Origin of the sequence: Novosphingobium rosa NBRC 15208 (genome assembly GCF_001598555.1) — a bacterium.
In the GTDB taxonomy this organism is placed as follows: Bacteria; Pseudomonadota; Alphaproteobacteria; order Sphingomonadales; family Sphingomonadaceae; genus Novosphingobium; species Novosphingobium rosa.
The window spans coordinates 1-17,057 of record NZ_BCZE01000082.1 but is presented as its reverse complement, the minus strand read 5'-3'; the positions used below and the strand labels follow the sequence as shown (position 1 = coordinate 17,057).

The window sequence follows — 17,057 nt, the reverse complement described above, 5'->3', positions numbered from 1 at the left end:
CTGCGACGGGACATGGCGCCCTACCGCGCCCGATTGGCCGCCATCAGCGCTTCGATCTGATAGGCGCGCGGCCCGGTTTCGGCCACATCCCAGTCGGGTTGGAAGGGCGTGGCGGAATAATTCCACAAGGCAGCGTAATCGATGCCGGAATGGGTGAGCGCGGTGAGCAGCTCGTTGAAAATCTTGCGCTCCTGCTGCAGGTCGCTGAGACGCTGACTGCCGAATTCACCCACGAAGCTGAGTCTGCCGCCGCGGCGCGCCGCCGCCACGATGGCCTGCAAGGCGGAGGCGGCATCGGGAAAGATCGAATGCGGCGTGCCATAATGGGTCGAATAGAGATGCACCGAAAGGGCATCGATGGCTGGCGGGGTCAGATCGTCCAGATTGTCGATGAAATTCTGGCGACTGTCCGTGTCCCATGAGCGGCGCGCGAGGTGCCAGGCATTGTCGCGGGGAAAATCGCTGCCCATGCTGATCGGCTTGCGGCTGGAGGCGCGGATCGTCCGCGCGAAATCCTCGACGAAATCATGGATTTGCGCGGTGCTGAGCCTATCCTGCGGCATGGGGCTGCGCTCAGGCATAGTGGGATCGTGCTTGGGCCAGAATTGCAGCACATTGGGCAGATCGGCCCAGGCGTTCAGCTCATTGGTGAACTCATACATCATCAGCGCCGGGGATCGGTCGTAACGCTCGACGAAGCTCTGGGTGAAGCGGTGGCTGAACTGGCGGGTGCGCGAGGCGGGGTCGGCCCAGGCTTGCATCGGTTCCCCCATATGGAAGGCCAGCGCCACCGAATGCCAGAAGACCACCGGCACCAGCTTCACACCATGGTGCTCGGCTGCGGCGAAGACCTTGTCCATCACCTCCCACCAGGCCTGCGGATCGGCATCGAAGACCTTCCAGTCGCCCGCCCATTGCGCCGAGGCCGGAAAGCGTACGAAGGGCATGCCCAGCCGCCCGAAACTGGCCAGCGCGTCCAGCGCAGGCTTGCGCTCCGCCACGCCGGGCAGGAACAGGCCGTAATGGTTGAGGCCGAAGGAGGTGTTTTTCGCGGGGCCAGCGGTTTCCGCGTCATCGGGGGAGGCATCGCGGGCAGTCTGGCGCAAGGCAGCGGCGCCCAGCCCGCCGCCGACGAGCAGCGTTCCCGCCAAGGCCCCCAATGTGCCACGGCGCGCCCAAAGCGATGAACCGCTCATACCAACCAGCCCTTTACGCTCGAGACCGATGCGTGGCTCAACCCCGCCCGGGCCGCCCCAAGGAGTTCTCGGAATAAGACCGCAATCGCCGTATATATTGCAAGTATTATCGCTTATCCGGCTGTGTCAATCCGGAGCGCCGGGCCGCCTTCCAAGGCAGACGCTCAGCATCACTCTCTTAAAGCACTTATAACGAACAAAAATTTCCAAACACATGCAACAAAGTCGTGAGGCCGCTGCCGCTTTCTCCATAAAACTGGGGCCAAAAGAACCAGATCGGTCCATGTAAGCGCACTTAAACCCCTCGCATTGACAAATCCCGATGATCAGGCAATGAAATGCTGCACTGCGAAAATGCAGCAAACGATCCAGCCTTTTCGGCCATACCGGCATGTCGTTGTGACAGGCCTTTTGCCTGCGCTAGCGCTAGCGCTAGGTTGTCTATCGGCGACCGTGTGTTGTGGATGAGTGTCATGCGGATGAAGGGAACTGCGTAAATGTCACGATCCTGTCCGCCCTGTCCGCCATCCGTAACATCGCCCTGCCAATCATGGGCGGACATGGCGCAAGGCTTCTCCCCCGTTCCAACGCCCCTCACGGCCTTTCCTGACCTTTGGCGCCGCCCCCGCTGGCCCATTGCAACTTGGTGAGATTGATGGACATCAGATCGTTCGACATCGCAGGCCCACTGGAGATCATCCCGCGCAAGATGGGTGACGAGCGTGGCTATTTCGCCGAAACCTTCCGTGAGGACCGCTTCGGCCCCGCCGCCAGCGCTATCACCTTCTTGCAGGAGAACCAGTCGCTCAGCGCGAAGGTCGGCACCATTCGCGGGCTGCATTTCCAGACCGATCCCATGGCGCAGGGCAAGCTGGTGCGCTGCGTGTCGGGCGCCATCTTCGATGTGGCAGTCGATCTGCGCCACGGCTCGCCCACCTATGGCCAGTGGATCGCCGCGGAACTCACCGGCGAAACGCTCAACCAGCTATGGGTGCCCGCCGGTTTCGCCCATGGCTTCTGCACCCTGCGGCCCGACACCATCGTCAGCTACAAGGTCACCAATTACTACAGCCCCGAGCATGACAAGGGCATGCTGTGGAATGACCCGGCCCTCGGCATCGACTGGCCCGATGTGGCCGATGCCGCCACCCTGTCGGGCAAGGATGCGGTGCAGCCTCTGCTGGCCGATCTTCCCCAATATTTCAGTCTGGAGGGCTAAGCCCCATGCGCATCATCGTCACCGGCGGCGCCGGTTTCATCGGTTCGGCTCTGGTCCGCCATCTGGTGCTGGACAAGGGCGAGGACGTACTCACCATCGACGCGCTGACCTATGCGGGGAACATGGCCTCGCTCAAGCTGGTGGAGGACAATCCCCACCACAGCTTCCTGCAGGCCGACATCCGCGATCACGCCGCGATGACCAAGGCCATCGCCGATTTCCGCCCGGACCGCATTATGCATCTGGCGGCCGAAAGCCATGTCGACCGCTCGATCACCGGCGCGGCCGATTTCATCCAGACCAATGTAGTGGGCACCTTCACCCTGCTGGAGGCCGCGCGCGCCTATTGGAACGGGCTGGAGCCCGAGGCCAAGGAAGCCTTCCGCTTCCTCCATGTCTCGACCGACGAGGTCTATGGCTCGCTCGAAGGTAATCTGGGCAACGAGACGCTGTTCCGCGAGGACACGCCCTACGATCCCTCCTCGCCCTATTCGGCCAGCAAGGCGGCCAGCGATCATCTCGCCAAGGCGTGGCACCGCACCTATGGCCTGCCGGTGGTGGTCTCGAACTGCTCGAACAATTATGGGCCCTATCACTTCCCCGAGAAGCTGATCCCGCTCACCATCCTCAACGCGCTGGCGGCCAAGGAACTGCCGGTCTATGGCGCCGGTGAGAACATCCGCGACTGGCTCTACGTCGAGGATCATGCCCGCGCTCTCGATCTGATCGCCGCCACGGGCCAGCCGGGCGAGACCTACAATGTCGGCGGGCGCAATGAGCGGCGCAACATAGATGTGGTGCGCCGCATCTGCCAGGTGCTCGACCGTCTGGTGCCCGGCGACGCGCCGCGTGAGAACCTCATCCGCTTCGTCACCGACCGGCCCGGCCATGATGCGCGCTACGCCATCGACGCCACCAAGCTGGAGGACGGGCTGGGCTGGCGCGCTCAGGAGAATTTCGACAGCGGCATCGAGAAGACGGTGCAGTGGTATCTCGACAATGGCTGGTGGTGGCAGCCCCTGCGCGAGGCCTATGACGGCCAGCGCCTGGGCCTGATCGCCGCCAAGCCCGCAACGGCAAACGCCGGATGAGGATCGCGGTTACGGGCCAGTCCGGGCAGGTCGTCACCTCCTTGGTGGAACGCGCCGCCGCCGTGGGCGAGATCGAGATCATCACGCTTGGGCGGCCCGATTTCGATCTGGCCCAGCCGGAGACGATTGCTCCGGCGATCGCCGCCGCGCGCCCCGATGTGGTGGTCTCCGCCGCCGCCTTTACGGCGGTGGACAAGGCCGAGAGCGAGGCCGAACTGGCCCATGCCGTCAATGCCACGGGCGCTCGTGCGGTGGCCGCTGCGGCTCAGGCGCTGGGCGTGCCGGTGATCCACATCTCCACCGACTATGTCTTCGACGGCAGCAAGACCACGCCCTATGTCGAGAGCGATCCGGTCAAGCCGCTGGGCGTCTATGGCGCCTCCAAGCTGGCGGGCGAGCAGGCCGTGCTGGCCGCCGCGCCCGAGGCGGTGATCCTGCGCACGGCCTGGGTCTACAGCCCCTTCGGCGCCAATTTCGTCAAGACCATGCTGCGCGTGGGCGCCACCCGCGATGAACTGGGCGTGGTCGATGACCAGTATGGTTGCCCCACCAGCGCGCTCGACATCGCCGATGCCGTACTGGCTATCGCGCAGCGGCTGGTCAGCGATCCCGAAGGCAGCGTGCGCGGCGTGTTCCATCTGGTGGGCAGCGGCGAGGGCAGCTGGGCCGATATGGCTCAGGCGGTGTTCGATGCCAGCCGCGCGGCGGGTGGTCCAGACGCCAGAGTGAAGCGGATCACCACTGCGGATTATCCCACACCGGCGGCGCGCCCGGCCAACTCACGGCTGGATTGCACCCGCCTGGCGCAAAGCTATGGACTGCATTTACCCGATTGGCACAGCTCCGTCACCGCGACCGTGCAACGCCTGATCGCTGGCGACCGCTGAGGAGATTGAAACGTGAAGGGAATTATTCTGGCCGGCGGTTCGGGAACCCGCCTGTATCCGATGACGCTGTCGCTTTCGAAGCAGCTGATGCCGGTCTATGACAAGCCGATGATCTATTATCCGCTCTCCACGCTGCTGCTGGCGGGGATTCGCGAGATCCTGATCATCACCACGCCGCAGGATGCCCTCGCATTCCACAATCTGCTGGGTGACGGCAGCCAGTGGGGCGTTGAGCTCACCTATGCGGTTCAGCCCGAGCCCAAGGGCCTGGCGCAGGCCTATACGATCGGCGCCGATTTCGTCGATGGCCAGCCCTCCTGTCTGGTGCTGGGCGACAACATCTTTTTCGGCCACGGCCTGCCCGAACTGATGGGCGCGGCCCGCGCCGAGCTGAATGGCGCGGCGGTCTTCGCCTATCACGTCTCCGACCCCGAGCGCTATGGCGTGGTGGAATTCGACGCCAACAAGCACGCCGTCAGCATCGAGGAAAAGCCCGTAGCGCCCAAGTCCAACTGGGCGGTGACCGGCCTCTATTTCTATGACGCCGATGTGGTGAACATCGCCGCCAACCTCCAACCTTCGGCGCGCGGCGAGCTGGAAATCACCGATGTGAACCGCGCCTATCTGGAACGCGGCACGCTCAGCGTGAAGGAAATGGGGCGCGGCTTCGCCTGGCTCGACACCGGCACGCCCGACAGCCTGCTCGACGCCGCCGATTTCGTCGCTACGCTGGAGCGGCGTCAGGGCTTCAAGATCGCCTGCCCCGAGGAAATCGCCTGGCGTCAGGGTTTTATCGGCGATGAAGGTCTTGAACGCAACGTTGCGCGTCTGGGCGGTAAGGGCAATTACGCCACCTATCTCAAGAACCTGCTGCACACCAAGCGCGTCATGGCCTGATGACGCGGGCGGAGTATCACCATGAAGCCCCGCCCGTCAGCGCCAATCGCCCCGATTTTTGCCCCATAATCCCTGTCAGGTGTCCCTTTTCATGACCTCTCGCCCTCTTACGATCGCATTGCCCTGGCATTCTCTGGGGCATGGCAATCTCGGCGTCGACGCTTTGACCCGGGCCAACATCGCCATCATCCAGGCCGCCGCTGCGCGCATCGGTCGCGAGGTGCGGATCACCACCCTGTGCAGCAGTGGTCAGGTCACGCCGGAAACCACGCCGGCCGGGGTCACCGTCGGCCCGCTGCCCCGGATCAAGCCGCTGTTGCGGGGCAAATCCGATTATCTGGCCGTGCTGCGGCGATCCGATCTGGTGATCGACATCGGCGAGGGTGACAGCTGGAGCGACATTTACGGCAACCATCGCTATGCCTTCCACGCGGGCACCAAGGTGGCCGCGCTGCTGCTGGGCAAGCCGCTGGTGCTGGCACCACAGACCATCGGGCCCTTCGACAATCCCAAGAAGCGCTGGCTGGCCAACCGCATCATGGACCGCGCCAGCGCCGTCTTCTCGCGCGACAATCTCTCGAGCCAGTATCTGTCGCGGCACAAGATCAAGGCCAAGACCGCCGAGTTCATCGATGTCGCCTTCCGCCTGCCCTATGATGCCCAGCCGCGCGGCGTGTCGCCCCGTCCGCAGGTCGGCATCAATGTCTCGGGCCTGCTCTATCGCGACGCCATCGGGCCCAGGTCCATGGGCATGACGCTCGATTATGCGGCGCTGACCCATCGCCTGATCGAGGCGCTGGAGCAACGCGGCGCCGATGTCCATCTGGTGCCCCATGTGCTGGAAGAAGGCGGGCTTGACGACGATCACGCCTTCACCCCGGAGCTGACCGCGCGCTTCCCGCAGCTGAAGGTGCCCGCGCGTTTCCGCAGCGCCTCGGAAGCCAAGAGCTATATGTCGGGCCTCGATTTCGTGGTGGGCGGGCGCATGCATGCCTGCATCGGCGCCTTTTCCTCGAACACGCCGGTGGTGCCCATCGCCTACAGCCGCAAGTTCAACGGGCTGTTCGGCACGCTCGGCTATCCGCATTATGTCGATGGCCGCGCGGTGGACACCAATACGGCGCTGGCCGCGATTCTGACCGGCTTCGAACAGCGCGCCCAGCTGGCCGAGGACATCAAGCCCGGTCTGGTCCTCGCCAAGGAGCGCCTCGACGCCTATGAGAGCGAGCTGGCCGCCATCATGGCGAAGCTGTAAGCCATGGCCAGCCTGCCCGACATTCTCGACAATGGGCTCTGCACCGGCTGCGGCGGCTGCGTTTCGGCGCTGGGCCGTCCCGATTTCGGCATGGCCATGACCGGCAGTGGCTATCTGCGCCCCCAGCCCCTCGCGCTGAGCAAGGGCGAGGAAGCCGTGCTGGACAAGGTCTGTCCCGGCCTCGGGCTGGACGGTCTGGCGCAGGATGAGGATTATCACCCGCTGTGGGGGCCGATCCGCAGCCTCGCCACCGGCCATGCCATCGATCCGGAGGTGCGCTTTCGCGGTTCCTCGGGCGGGGTGCTGACGGCGCTGGCCATCGGGCTGGTGGAATCGGGCGAGGTCGATTTCGTCCTCACCAATGGCGCCGCGCTCGACGATCCGATCAACAACGCCACGGACGCCAAGGCTTCGCGCGCGGAACTGCTGGGGGCGGCAGGTTCGCGCTATGCGCCCTCCAGCCCGCTGGCCCGCGTGGCCGAGCATCTCGACAGCGGCAAGCGCTTCGCCTTCATCGGCAAGCCCTGCGATGTGGCCGGTCTCGCCCGGCTGGCACGCCATGATCCGCGTGTGGACAAGCAGATTCCCTATCGCTTCGCCTTCTTCTGCGCCGGCGTGCCCAGCCGCCATGGCACGCTCAAGGTGTTGGAGAAGCTGGAGGTCGCGCATGAGGATTGCGTCAGCTTCCAATATCGCGGCGATGGCTGGCCGGGGCTGGCCCGCGCCACCCGTGCCGATGGCACGCAGTCCAGCATGGATTACAACTCCAGCTGGGGCAGCATCCTCAACGGCCATCTGCAGTTCCGCTGCAAGATCTGCCCCGACGGCACAGGCGAATTCGCCGACATCGCCTGCGCCGACGCCTGGTACGGCAAGGATGGCTACCCCGATTTCACCGAGCGCGACGGGCGCAGCCTGATCGTGGCCCGCACCGACAAGGGGCGGCAGCTTTACGAGCGCGCGATGGCGGAAGGCTGGATCGCCGCCGAACCGCTGGCGATCGAGGAGATCGCCAAAATGCAGCCCTATCAGGTCTCGCGCAAAAGCAATGTGCTGGCCCGCACCGCCGCGCTGCTTTTGCTGGGCCGCCGCCGTCCGCGCTATCGCCGCCTGGCGCTGTGGCAGCTGGCCGCGCGCGCCGGGGTGATGGGGCAATTGCGCAACGCCTGGGGCACCTTCAAGCGTTCGCGCAGAGTGACGCTGAATTGATGTTACGCCCAACTTCAACCCCTTACACCGGGTGACATGATGCCGACAGACGATCCCAAGCTTCGCCTTGCCGTGATTGCCAATGGCGATCCGCTCGACGTCAATCTGTGGTCGGGCACGCCGCTGCATATGGTCGAGGCGCTGCGCCCGCTGGTGGACTTCGTGCATATCGAGCCCGAGCCATGGGCGCCCTGGTTCACCCTGCTGCGCCGCGCCGCGATGAAATTTTCGGGCGGCAAGCTGGACATCATCTGGTCGCGCACCTTGACCCGGCTGGGCTCTTCAGCCTCTCGCGGGCGGGTGGTGAAGGCGGCGCCCGATGCCACGCTGGTGATTTCCAACAGCGCGCTGGGCCGCCTGCTGGGCCACCAGACCCGCACCATCAATCTGGCCGACACCACCGGCCCCTCGATCCTGAACTATTATCCCGAGATCAACCGGCTTTCCACGCGGATCAAGCAGCGGATCGTCAGCTTTTCCAAGGACAATGTCTCGGCGGCTTTCCTCAACTCCTATCCCTCCTTCTGGGCGCGGGATTCGGCGATCGAGGACATCGGCGTGCCTGCCGAGCGCGCCGTGCAGATCGCCTGGGGCGCCAATTTCAAGCAGTTCCCGCAAGGCAGCGCGCGCCAGCTGTCGTCCCCGGCGCGCCTGCTGTTCGTCGGCATCGACTGGCTGCGCAAGGGTGGCCCGCAAGTGGTGGAAGCGGTGCGCCTGCTGCGTGAAAAAGGCGTGGCGGTGCAGCTCGATGTGGTGGGTTACCGCCCTGAAACAGAAACCGCCAGCGATGGCGTGACCTATCATGGCCGCCTCTACAAGAACCGGACCGACCATCTGGCGCTGCTCGAATCGCTCTATCAGCAGGCGCATCTTTTCGTGCTGCCCACGCTCTACGAATGTCTGGGCATCGTCTTTTGCGAGGCGGCGGCCTATGGCCTGCCCTCGGTCAGCCTGCGCACCGGCGGCGTGCCTTCGGTGGTGAAGGATGGGGAGACCGGGCTGCTGCTCGATGTCACCGCCTCGCCCGCCGATCTGGCCGATGCCATCGCCGGGCTGATCGGCGATGCGCCCCGCTATGAGGCGATGTCGCGCGCGGTGCTGGCCGACAGCCATGAGCGGCTCAACTGGGACGCGTGGAGCCACAGCATGATCGCCACCATCCGCCAGAGGCTGGCCGCGACCGGCAAGGCATGAACCCATCAGGTCATCAAACCACCCGTTTTGACACCATCGTGGCTTTGAAGCGTATAAAAATTCAGGGCTTACGCGCAGGCGCGAACCAATTCATCTTGCGCCGCGCCGCAACATAATTCAGGACTTCATATCGGTTTACAACTCCGGAGAACAACGTAACTTTGTTGCGGGTAGGAATGCGAACAGGGTCTGCACCCTGTCATGCCCCGGACAAAATCCTGTACCAGACCTATTCCTGCCATCGGCGAGATGAAAACCGGATGTCCGGCCCCCCACCCTTCCGGCCCCTTGCGACGGAACCACCGGACACTCGACACCAACCGACTTTGCGGAAGAGATTGCGACGGATGTCATCGGCGACCAAAATCTGCGTCTTCACCCGCACCTGGCTGTCGTCGGGCGCGGGGCTGTTCGCCCAGGAGCTGGTCGCCGGGCTGGTGGAGGCGGGCGCCAATGTCACCTTCGTGGCCCCCAGCGCCGAAAAGCCCGTCTATGAGACGCCCCGTCCCCGGCTGAAGCGCCTGCGCGCGCCGCGCGAAAGGCGCGACAATGCGCCCAAAGCGGTGCGCGCGCTGGCCTCGCTGGCGCGGGTCGTGGTCGGCACGCTGCAGGCCTTGCGGGCGCGGCTCTCCAACCGCCTGTTCATCGTCACCATTCCCGAGCCGCTGCCCTTTGCCGTGCCGATGCTGGCGCTGCTGTGGCTGACCGGCGCGCGCATCATCTTCGTCGCCCATGACCCGCTGCCCCATGCCTGGAGCCTGCCGCGCAAGCTGCACGGCTTCGAGCGCTGGCTGCATGGCGTCTGCTATCGCCTCGCCCGCGTGGTGGTGGTGCTGAGCGAACCATCGCGAACCAGATTGCTCGAAGCCTATCCGCAGGTCAGCTGCCCGGTGGAGGTGATCGAACACGGCGTCTTCATCCTTGAACAGGTGAGCGCGGTGCCCGGCTCCGGCCAATTGCTCCTCTTTGGTACGCTGCGCCGCAACAAGGGCGTGCGCGAGGCAATCGAGGGCACGATCCTTGCCGCGCGTCAGGGCGTTCCCGTCCGCCTGCTGGTGGCGGGCGAGCCCTATAAGGAAGAGCCGGATTACTGGCGCGAATGTCTGGAGCTGGCGCAGTCCGCCCCCGATGTGGTCACGCTCAGCGTGGGCTATGTGCCCGATGAGGAGATGGAAACCCTCTTCAGCCAGTCCGATGCGCTGATCCTGCCCTATCAGGAGTTCTTCTCGCAGAGCGGCGTGGCGATGATGGCGGCCTCCAACGGCAGGCCGATCATCGCCACCCGCGCGGGCGGCGTCGGCGCGCTGATCGCCGAGGGCATGCCCGCCTCGGCCATCGCAGCGCCGGTGGATGGCGCAAGCGTCGCGCAGGCCATCGCCGCCTTCTACGCCACCCCGCGTGAGGACTGGCAGCAAGCGGTGCAGGCCTATCAGGCCTACACGCGCGAGCATCGCTCATGGGCGGCGATCGGGCGGCACTATCTTACTCTGGCATCATCTCTAACAGGGCGCCTCGAAGCATGACCAACACCCAGGCCCCGCTTTACGTGGTGATGTGCCCCCAGCTTGAAGGGGTGCATGGCATCGCGCGCTATGTGCGCTCCTTCCTCGCCAATTATCCGGAAGACGCGCCGCCGGTGCTGGTGCTGGCCGGGCCGGAAGGGCCGACAGTGCCTGCCCCGGCCAATGTCACCATCGACTATATTCCCATTCCCGCCAACCGCTTCGGCCTGCTCAGCTGGGCGCTGGCCACGCGCAAACGGTTGAAGGCGCTGGCGCGCGAGGGGCGGCTGGCGCTGATCAACATCCATATGCCGCCGCTGATCCCTTTCCTGCTGCTGCCCCGCGTGGCGCCGATCATGGTCACCGGCCACACCACCTATCTGGGCATGTCTGGCCAGTTCTACGATCCGCCGCAGTTCGAGAGCCAGTGGAGCAACAGCTCCATCACGGTAAAAAAGGCGATGGAGCGCTTCATCTTCAACCGTGCCGAGGCAATTCTGGCGCTCACCGAGCAGGGCCGGCAGGAGGTGATGCGCTACGACTTCAAGGGCTCGGTCGACATCCTGCCCAATGGCGTGGACATCGCGCTGTTCCAGCCCAGCGAAGCCCCCGATAAGACCATCGACGTGATCTTCGTGGGCCGCATCGAGCGCCGCAAGGGCAGCCGCCCGATGGTCGATGCGGTCAAGGCGCTGGTGGCGCAGCGCCCGTCGATCCGCATTGCCATCGTGGGCTATGGCGACGACGATGCCTATGTGCAGGAGCAGCTCGCCCCCCTCGCCCCGGCGGTGCATCTGGCGGGCAAGGTCTCCTTCGACAAGGTGTCGCGCATGTATGATGCCGCCCATGTCTATGCCAGCACCTCCTATTACGAGGGCCTGCCCGGCACCTGCATCGAGGCGATGGCGATGCGCCTGCCCGCCGTGGCCTGGGATTTCCCCTTCTACGAGGGCCTGGTGCGTGAGGGCGAGACCGGTCACCGCGTGGCCCCCAATGACATCGGCACCTTCACCAGCCGCGTGCTGAACCTGCTGGATCACCCCGAACAGGCCGCCACCATGGGCCGCGCGGGCCGCGCGGTGGCGGAAAGCGACTATGACTGGAAGCGGCTGGGCCGCCGCATCGCCGACACCATGGCGCGGCTGGCCCGCCCGGGCCGGATGTGACGTGATGAGCAACGCCCCCCGCACCGTGGCCGTGGTGCTCAACTGGCGCCGGCCCGAGGATACGCTGGCCTGCGTCGCCAGCCTGGCCGCCATCGACCGCCCGCTCGACATTGTGGTGGTCGACAATGATTCGCAGGACGGTTCCTACCAGCGCATCCGCGACGGGCTGCCCGGCGCCCTCCCGCCTGGCTGCGACATGCAGATCCATGAAGCCAAACCCGCCCCGGCACAGGCCCCCTGGCGGCAGGACGGCGGGCGTACGCTGATCCTCACCGACAGCGGGCACAATGGCGGCTATGCCTCGGGCAACAATGTCGGCGCTGCGCTGGCCTTGCAGCAGGCCTCCACCGCTTATGTATGGATCCTCAACAATGACACGCTGGTGCCCGATGCGGGCTCGCTCGACGCGCTGGTGGCGCGGATGGATGAGGATGCCGGGCTGGGCATCTGCGGCTCTACCGTGGTTTATGTGAGCCAGTCCGGGCATGACGGCCAACAGCGCATCCAGACGCGCGGCGGCTGCCGTTTCGAGCCATGGCGTGGGCGTTTCATGCCGATCGGCGCGGGCGAATCGCCCCGGCAGTCTTCCAACCGCGGCGAGGTGGAAGCCCAGCTGGCCTATATCAACGGCGCGAGCGCCTTCGTGCGGCGCGCGGTCTATGATACAGTGGGACCCATGCGTGAAGACCACTTCCTCTATTACGAGGAGTATGACTGGGCCCGGCGGCTCGCCGGGCGCTTCCGGCTGGGCTATGCGCCGGAGTCGCTGGTCTATCATGAGGTTGGCGGCACCATCGGCACCGGGGAGGAGGGCGGCGGATCACCCCTCTCCATCTATTACCTCACCCGCAACCGGCTGCGCACGCTGGGGCGCCATGCTCCCCTCACCCTCATTCCGGCGCTGGCCGATGAAGCCAAGGAACTCTTCAAGGCATGGCGACGCGGCTGGCAGCCCCAGAAGCGGGCACGCATCCGGGCTCTTCTCGGGCTGGGGCTCTAGACATGGCCCGGCAAGGCAAGCGACCGAGGATCATGTTCCTGGGCCTGCGCGGCGTGGGCGCGGTGCAGGGCGGGGTGGAAACCCATGTCACCAATCTGGTGCGCAACCTGCCCTATGCGCTCGACGAGATCGAGGTGATCGGCCGCGCGCCCTATCGTGGTGACAGTGGCCCGCATGATCCGACCCTGCCGCGCACCCGCTGGCTGCCCACCCTGCGTCACCCCCATGCCGAGGCGATCGTGCACAGCGTGCTGGGCGTGTTCTATGCCGCGCTGCGCCGCCCCGATGTGCTGCATATCCATGCGGTGGGGCCGGGCATCGTCACCCCGCTGGCGCGGCTGCTGGGCATTCGCGTGGTCGTCACCCACCATGGCGAGGATTACAAGCGCGAGAAATGGGGGCCTTTCGCCCGCAGCGTGCTGCGCCTGGCCGAAAAGCTGAGCATCGGCTGGAGCCATGCCAGCATCACCATCTCCCCTGTGCTGGCCGATGTGCTGAGCGAGCGCTATGGACGCGAGGTGCGCTTCATCCCCAATGGGGTGCCCGCCATCCCGCGCGTGGGCGCCGGAGAGACGCTCAAGCGCTTCGGGCTGACGCCCGGACGCTATATCCTCAACGTGGCCCGTGTGGTGCCGGAAAAGCGACAGCTCGACCTTATCGAGGCCTTCGCCGCCGCCGCCGTGCCCGATGCGAGACTGCTGCTGGTGGGCAGCGCCGACCATGGCAGCGATTATGCCAAGGAGGTCAACCGCCGCGCCGCGCAGGTGCCAGGCGTCATCCTAGCCGGGCAGATTTCAGGCGAGCCGCTGGCCGAGCTTTTTACCAATGCCCGCCTCTTCGCCCTGCCTTCCAGCCATGAAGGCCTGCCCATTGCCCTGCTGGAGGCGATGCAGTTCGGCCTGCCGGTGCTGGTGAGCGATCTGCCGGTCTACCGCCACATCGGCATCCCCGGTGAGGCCATCGTGCCGGTGGCCGATGTGGCCGCCATCGCCTCAGCCTTCCGCAAGGTGCTGAGCGACGATGCCGCGCTGCGCCATGACTTGACGGCGATGTTGAACGATTATCGCTGGCCCGCCATCGGCCATCAGACCGCCGACATCTACGCCGGGGTGATCGCCGCCTGAGCGGCGATCCGGGCAGCGGGCACCAACGCCTTCAGAGCGTTTTCAAGCCGGGTGGAAACACCCGGCGGCTGGGAGAACGCGGCAAAACAAAAATCTAGAGCGGTTGATCCGATGCGGCCAGATCGTAAACCGCTCTAGCTCTCGTTGCCCGCCGGAACGGTGCCGCCTGCCGAGGCGATCTTGCTCGACGGCCTGAGGTTGCCTGCCGGCACGAAGCCGCGCCCACCGCGCCGCACCGGGATCACGATCTCAAACGGCTCGACTTCGGCAAAGGCCTCCTGCCGCCGCTCCCAGCGGTAGACGCCGCGTCGCGCCATCAGGAAACCGGCGGCCAGAAAGATCATCGACAGGCTGTCATTGATCGAGGCGGCGAAAAAGGCGGCGCAAAAACCGCAGATCATCGCCACCATCGCGCTGAGCATGCTGCGGTCGATGCTGAAGACCGAGAGCGCCACCGCCTGCAGGCCGCTGGCGACAAAGCTCATCAGCATCACTACGAAGAGCGCCAGCCCGATATAGCCATAATCGACAATGATGTTCAGGAAGAAGTCGTCGATGGTCTTGAACAGGCGGCCGGGCGGCTGAATGCCCGCCACCTGAATCGCCAGACCGGTGCCGAAGCCGGTGATCGGCCGCGTGGCGACAGCGGCGAAGGCCTTGTTCGACTGGATGCGCCGCGCCGCGGTGCTGGCGATCTCATCGCCGGTGCGCCCCTCGGACACCGATGACATATAGCTGTAGACCACCGGCAGGCTGAGCGGCGCCAGCAGCAGGATGCTGGCGGCCAGAAAATAGCCGCGATAGGTCTTGAGGTTGACCAGATAGATCATGCCATAGACCCCGATCACCACGATCGCCACCAGCACCGAGGTGCGCGCATTGGCCGCCACATTGCAGAAGGCGATGCAGAGCAGCAGGATCACCCCCAGCAGCATGCCGCCGAAGCCGCGATGCCGGATATAATGCAGGGCAAGCGGGATGGTGGAGGACATCATCGCCCCAAAGACGATCGAATGGCTGAACAGCGAGCGCACGCGCACATCGCCGCCGCGCGTCGTCATGGCGGCGGCATTGGCGTTCATATAGGAATCGCCCGCCATCATGCCTTCCAGCCCGAGGATCGAATAGATCGTGCGCTGCGTCTCATACTCGACCACGGCCACCGCCGTTGCCACCAGCACGGTCAGGATCAGCGCCCGTTCCAGCGCGCGGATCGAGGCATCGTCGACGAACATGATCAGGCCGATGAAGAACCATGAGCCCAGATAGAGCAGTTCCAGCACATCCGCCTTGATCGATGCGCCGGTCGTAACCCCGAAATAGTCGCAGGAAAAACGCCAGAACCAGAACAGCAGGAACAGCAGGATCCCCACCCAGTTGCTGCCCACCGCCGTGAAGAAGCGCGCGCGCATCAGCGGGCTTGCCATCACATACAGCGGGGCCAGCATCAGCATCATGAGGGCCGAAAGGGTGAAGGGGCTGACCCCCAGCCCGCCCGCCGAGAAGAAAAACACGCGCGGCCAAGCGAATTGGCAGATCAGCGCCAGGGCAAAAGCAACCCGAACCAGATATCCGAACACGCTGATTTCCTTGATGATGTTGCGTCTTTGCGCGCCTGCTGTCTTTCGGCTTTACTGTATTTTTACCATGATATCCACCTTCGGCGACCGCACAGGCCGGTCAACTCGGCCCTGCCTGCCCCGGCCCATCATTTCACCCGGGCGCGGGCCTTCATCTCGGCCATCACATCCTTGCCGGCCTGCCGGGTGCTCTTGTCGCCGCTGCTGCGCCGGCTGCGGCCGGAACGGCTTTTGGGCAGCGAATAGGCAGCAAAGGCCGCCACGAAGACCGCCATGACCCCGGTAAGCGCATCGCGCTCGAACAGGCTGCTTTCGGTGACATTGTGGCCCAGGCAGAACAGCACCATCGCACAGAGCAGGGAGCCCTTCTCGATGCTGATCCTGCGGCTGGAGAGGATCTGCGCCAAGGGCCACAGCAGCACGCCGCACACGATCAGCAGCACGCCGGGCAGGCCCACCGTGACCAGCAAGTCGAGATAGCCATTGTGCCCCACGGTGATGGTGGTGACGAAGCCGCGCCCATAGGTGAAGATCGGGCTGGTGGGCCCCACATTCCAGAAGGAGCCGAAGCCCGCGCCGGTCCAGACATGGTCCTTGGCGTAGAGCATCAGCGCTTCCCAGATCTGGCCGCGCCCGGTGAAGGCCGTGGGCGCCAGCGTGGTGCTGATCTTGTCCAGATGCCCGTTCACATAGGTGGCGCCGGCGCAGATCACCAGCATGGCGACAGGGATGATGAACAGGCGATACTCGCGGTTGAGCTTGCTGAAGGCAAAGCCTACCATCGCCGCCAGCAGCCCCATGCCCATCGAGGTCTTCGACACGGTGCGATAGAGGAAGAAAGCCGCCAGCAACAGCACCACCGCCCGGATGCGCAGATTGACATGCCTGGCGTCGAAGAGGAACAGCAACATGCAGAAGGCGCAGCTGGCACCGGCGAAATTCTTGTGAGTCATCAGGCCGCGCCAGTTGCCCGCCAGCGCCGAACCTTCCCACTCGCTGCCCAAATGCATGCCGACATTCGGTTCGATCAGCACGGTGAGGTAATTGGCCACCAGCGTGATCACTAGCGCGATCCGCAGCCCGTCGCTGGCCCGGCGATAGCCCCCGGTATGGACGATGATGAAGGTGGTCCAGACCATCATCGTGGTCAACAGCAGACGGCGCATGGCGATATCGGGCGCGATCGCCCAGCTCAGGCTGATCCAGCACCAAGCCAGCGCGGCCAGCACCGGAAGCGGCACCATCAGCAGGCTCCAGCCCCGGGCCCATGGCCTGGCCCAGACCAGCACGCCGCCCAGCACCACCAGATAGCTGATCTGGCGCACCAGACTGCCCTCGCTGGCGCCTTCCGAGGTGGCGCCGGCAATGAACGGCCCCAGCGTGGAGAGCAGCACCAGCAGGACGCACAACCCCTGCCCGATCAGGGCGCGCATATCGACCGGCAAGCCTAGCGCGCCATCCTCCTCCTCGGGCCGCTCGCCCGATTGCTTCAGCAGAGCCGTCGGCAGCAGCGAAGTCGGCAGCGGGAGCGGCGGTTGCGACATAGTGGACAAAGCCTCGCGTGAAATGAGGGCGATCAGGCCCTATGCGCTGAATGATCGCATGATTGCTGCGCCTGCGATAGCCCGGAAAAGGGCAGGCTGGGCCACCTGCAAGCCGGGATGCGGGCGGATCGGGTCATGCTGCCCGGCCGCCCTCTGCGCAAACCGAGCCCGCCGATCGTCTTGGCAGGCCCGG

The 17,057-nt window shown here is 65.1% G+C and carries 14 protein-coding genes; 11 read left to right on the top strand and 3 right to left on the bottom strand.

The genetic code is table 11. The features are described from left to right. Positions 1-20: 20 nt before the first annotated feature. Complete coding sequence (locus SR3_RS25075) at positions 21-1,196, bottom strand: cellulase family glycosylhydrolase (protein WP_068092281.1); 1,176 nt, start codon at positions 1,194-1,196, stop codon at positions 21-23. 655 nt (positions 1,197-1,851) lie between these two features. Between SR3_RS25075 and rfbC the strand changes: the two genes are divergently transcribed. From rfbC to SR3_RS25020, 11 genes are all read left to right on the top strand, one after another. Beyond that, positions 1,852-2,415, top strand: a complete 564-nt coding sequence (gene rfbC, locus SR3_RS25070) for a dTDP-4-dehydrorhamnose 3,5-epimerase (RefSeq protein ID WP_068092278.1) — start codon at positions 1,852-1,854, stop codon at positions 2,413-2,415. A 5-nt stretch (positions 2,416-2,420) separates the two neighbouring features. Next, positions 2,421-3,506, top strand: coding sequence for a dTDP-glucose 4,6-dehydratase (rfbB, locus tag SR3_RS25065; protein WP_068092275.1), 1,086 nt, complete (start codon positions 2,421-2,423; stop codon positions 3,504-3,506). Beyond that, on the top strand, positions 3,503-4,393 hold the full coding sequence (gene rfbD / locus SR3_RS25060; protein WP_068092272.1) for a dTDP-4-dehydrorhamnose reductase: 891 nt from the start codon (positions 3,503-3,505) through the stop codon (positions 4,391-4,393). Before rfbB ends, rfbD begins: the two co-directional genes overlap by 4 nt. Positions 4,394-4,405: 12 nt before the next feature. Then, a complete protein-coding gene (gene rfbA, locus SR3_RS25055) occupies positions 4,406-5,290 on the top strand; it encodes a glucose-1-phosphate thymidylyltransferase RfbA (protein WP_068092270.1) in 885 nt (294 codons plus the stop codon). A 91-nt stretch (positions 5,291-5,381) separates the two neighbouring features. Next, positions 5,382-6,545, top strand: coding sequence for a polysaccharide pyruvyl transferase family protein (locus SR3_RS25050; RefSeq protein WP_068092267.1), 1,164 nt, complete (start codon positions 5,382-5,384; stop codon positions 6,543-6,545). Positions 6,546-6,548: 3 nt separating this feature from the next. Further along, positions 6,549-7,754: a Coenzyme F420 hydrogenase/dehydrogenase, beta subunit C-terminal domain gene (locus SR3_RS25045; RefSeq protein ID WP_068092264.1), complete on the top strand. Its 1,206-nt coding sequence runs from the start codon at positions 6,549-6,551 to the stop codon at positions 7,752-7,754. Between the two features lie 36 nt (positions 7,755-7,790). Beyond that, positions 7,791-8,948 (top strand): glycosyltransferase family 4 protein, encoded by a 1,158-nt coding sequence (locus SR3_RS25040; protein ID WP_068092262.1) that lies wholly within the window; start codon positions 7,791-7,793, stop codon positions 8,946-8,948. 347 nt (positions 8,949-9,295) lie between these two features. Further along, positions 9,296-10,471, top strand: a complete 1,176-nt coding sequence (locus tag SR3_RS25035) for a glycosyltransferase family 4 protein (protein ID WP_068092260.1) — start codon at positions 9,296-9,298, stop codon at positions 10,469-10,471. Continuing rightward, a complete protein-coding gene (locus tag SR3_RS25030; RefSeq protein WP_068092257.1) occupies positions 10,468-11,616 on the top strand; it encodes a glycosyltransferase family 4 protein in 1,149 nt (382 codons plus the stop codon). The genes SR3_RS25035 and SR3_RS25030 overlap by 4 nt, the downstream gene beginning before the upstream one ends. A gap of 4 nt (positions 11,617-11,620) precedes the next feature. Continuing rightward, entirely contained in the window at positions 11,621-12,616 is a 996-nt protein-coding gene (locus SR3_RS25025; protein WP_068092254.1) for a glycosyltransferase family 2 protein, read from the top strand. A 32-nt stretch (positions 12,617-12,648) separates the two neighbouring features. Beyond that, positions 12,649-13,740, top strand: coding sequence for a glycosyltransferase family 4 protein (locus SR3_RS25020; RefSeq protein WP_068092251.1), 1,092 nt, complete (start codon positions 12,649-12,651; stop codon positions 13,738-13,740). Between the two features lie 134 nt (positions 13,741-13,874). On the opposite strand, the gene SR3_RS25015 is transcribed toward SR3_RS25020, so the two are convergent. Continuing rightward, complete coding sequence (locus SR3_RS25015) at positions 13,875-15,320, bottom strand: O-antigen ligase family protein (protein WP_068092248.1); 1,446 nt, start codon at positions 15,318-15,320, stop codon at positions 13,875-13,877. A 128-nt stretch (positions 15,321-15,448) separates the two neighbouring features. Next, positions 15,449-16,864 (bottom strand): O-antigen ligase family protein, encoded by a 1,416-nt coding sequence (locus SR3_RS25010; protein WP_068092245.1) that lies wholly within the window; start codon positions 16,862-16,864, stop codon positions 15,449-15,451. Positions 16,865-17,057 lie beyond the last annotated feature (193 nt).

Coding starts and splice junctions, on each gene's coding strand:
- SR3_RS25075 (WP_068092281.1), bottom strand. CDS start 1,196: ATGAGCGGTTCATCGCTTTGGGCGCGCCGTGGCACATTGGGGGCCTTG.
- rfbC (WP_068092278.1), top strand. CDS start 1,852: ATGGACATCAGATCGTTCGACATCGCAGGCCCACTGGAGATCATCCCG.
- rfbB (WP_068092275.1), top strand. CDS start 2,421: ATGCGCATCATCGTCACCGGCGGCGCCGGTTTCATCGGTTCGGCTCTG.
- rfbD (WP_068092272.1), top strand. CDS start 3,503: ATGAGGATCGCGGTTACGGGCCAGTCCGGGCAGGTCGTCACCTCCTTG.
- SR3_RS25050 (WP_068092267.1), top strand. CDS start 5,382: ATGACCTCTCGCCCTCTTACGATCGCATTGCCCTGGCATTCTCTGGGG.
- SR3_RS25045 (WP_068092264.1), top strand. CDS start 6,549: ATGGCCAGCCTGCCCGACATTCTCGACAATGGGCTCTGCACCGGCTGC.
- SR3_RS25040 (WP_068092262.1), top strand. CDS start 7,791: ATGATGCCGACAGACGATCCCAAGCTTCGCCTTGCCGTGATTGCCAAT.
- SR3_RS25035 (WP_068092260.1), top strand. CDS start 9,296: ATGTCATCGGCGACCAAAATCTGCGTCTTCACCCGCACCTGGCTGTCG.
- SR3_RS25030 (WP_068092257.1), top strand. CDS start 10,468: ATGACCAACACCCAGGCCCCGCTTTACGTGGTGATGTGCCCCCAGCTT.
- SR3_RS25025 (WP_068092254.1), top strand. CDS start 11,621: ATGAGCAACGCCCCCCGCACCGTGGCCGTGGTGCTCAACTGGCGCCGG.
- SR3_RS25020 (WP_068092251.1), top strand. CDS start 12,649: ATGTTCCTGGGCCTGCGCGGCGTGGGCGCGGTGCAGGGCGGGGTGGAA.
- SR3_RS25010 (WP_068092245.1), bottom strand. CDS start 16,864: ATGTCGCAACCGCCGCTCCCGCTGCCGACTTCGCTGCTGCCGACGGCT.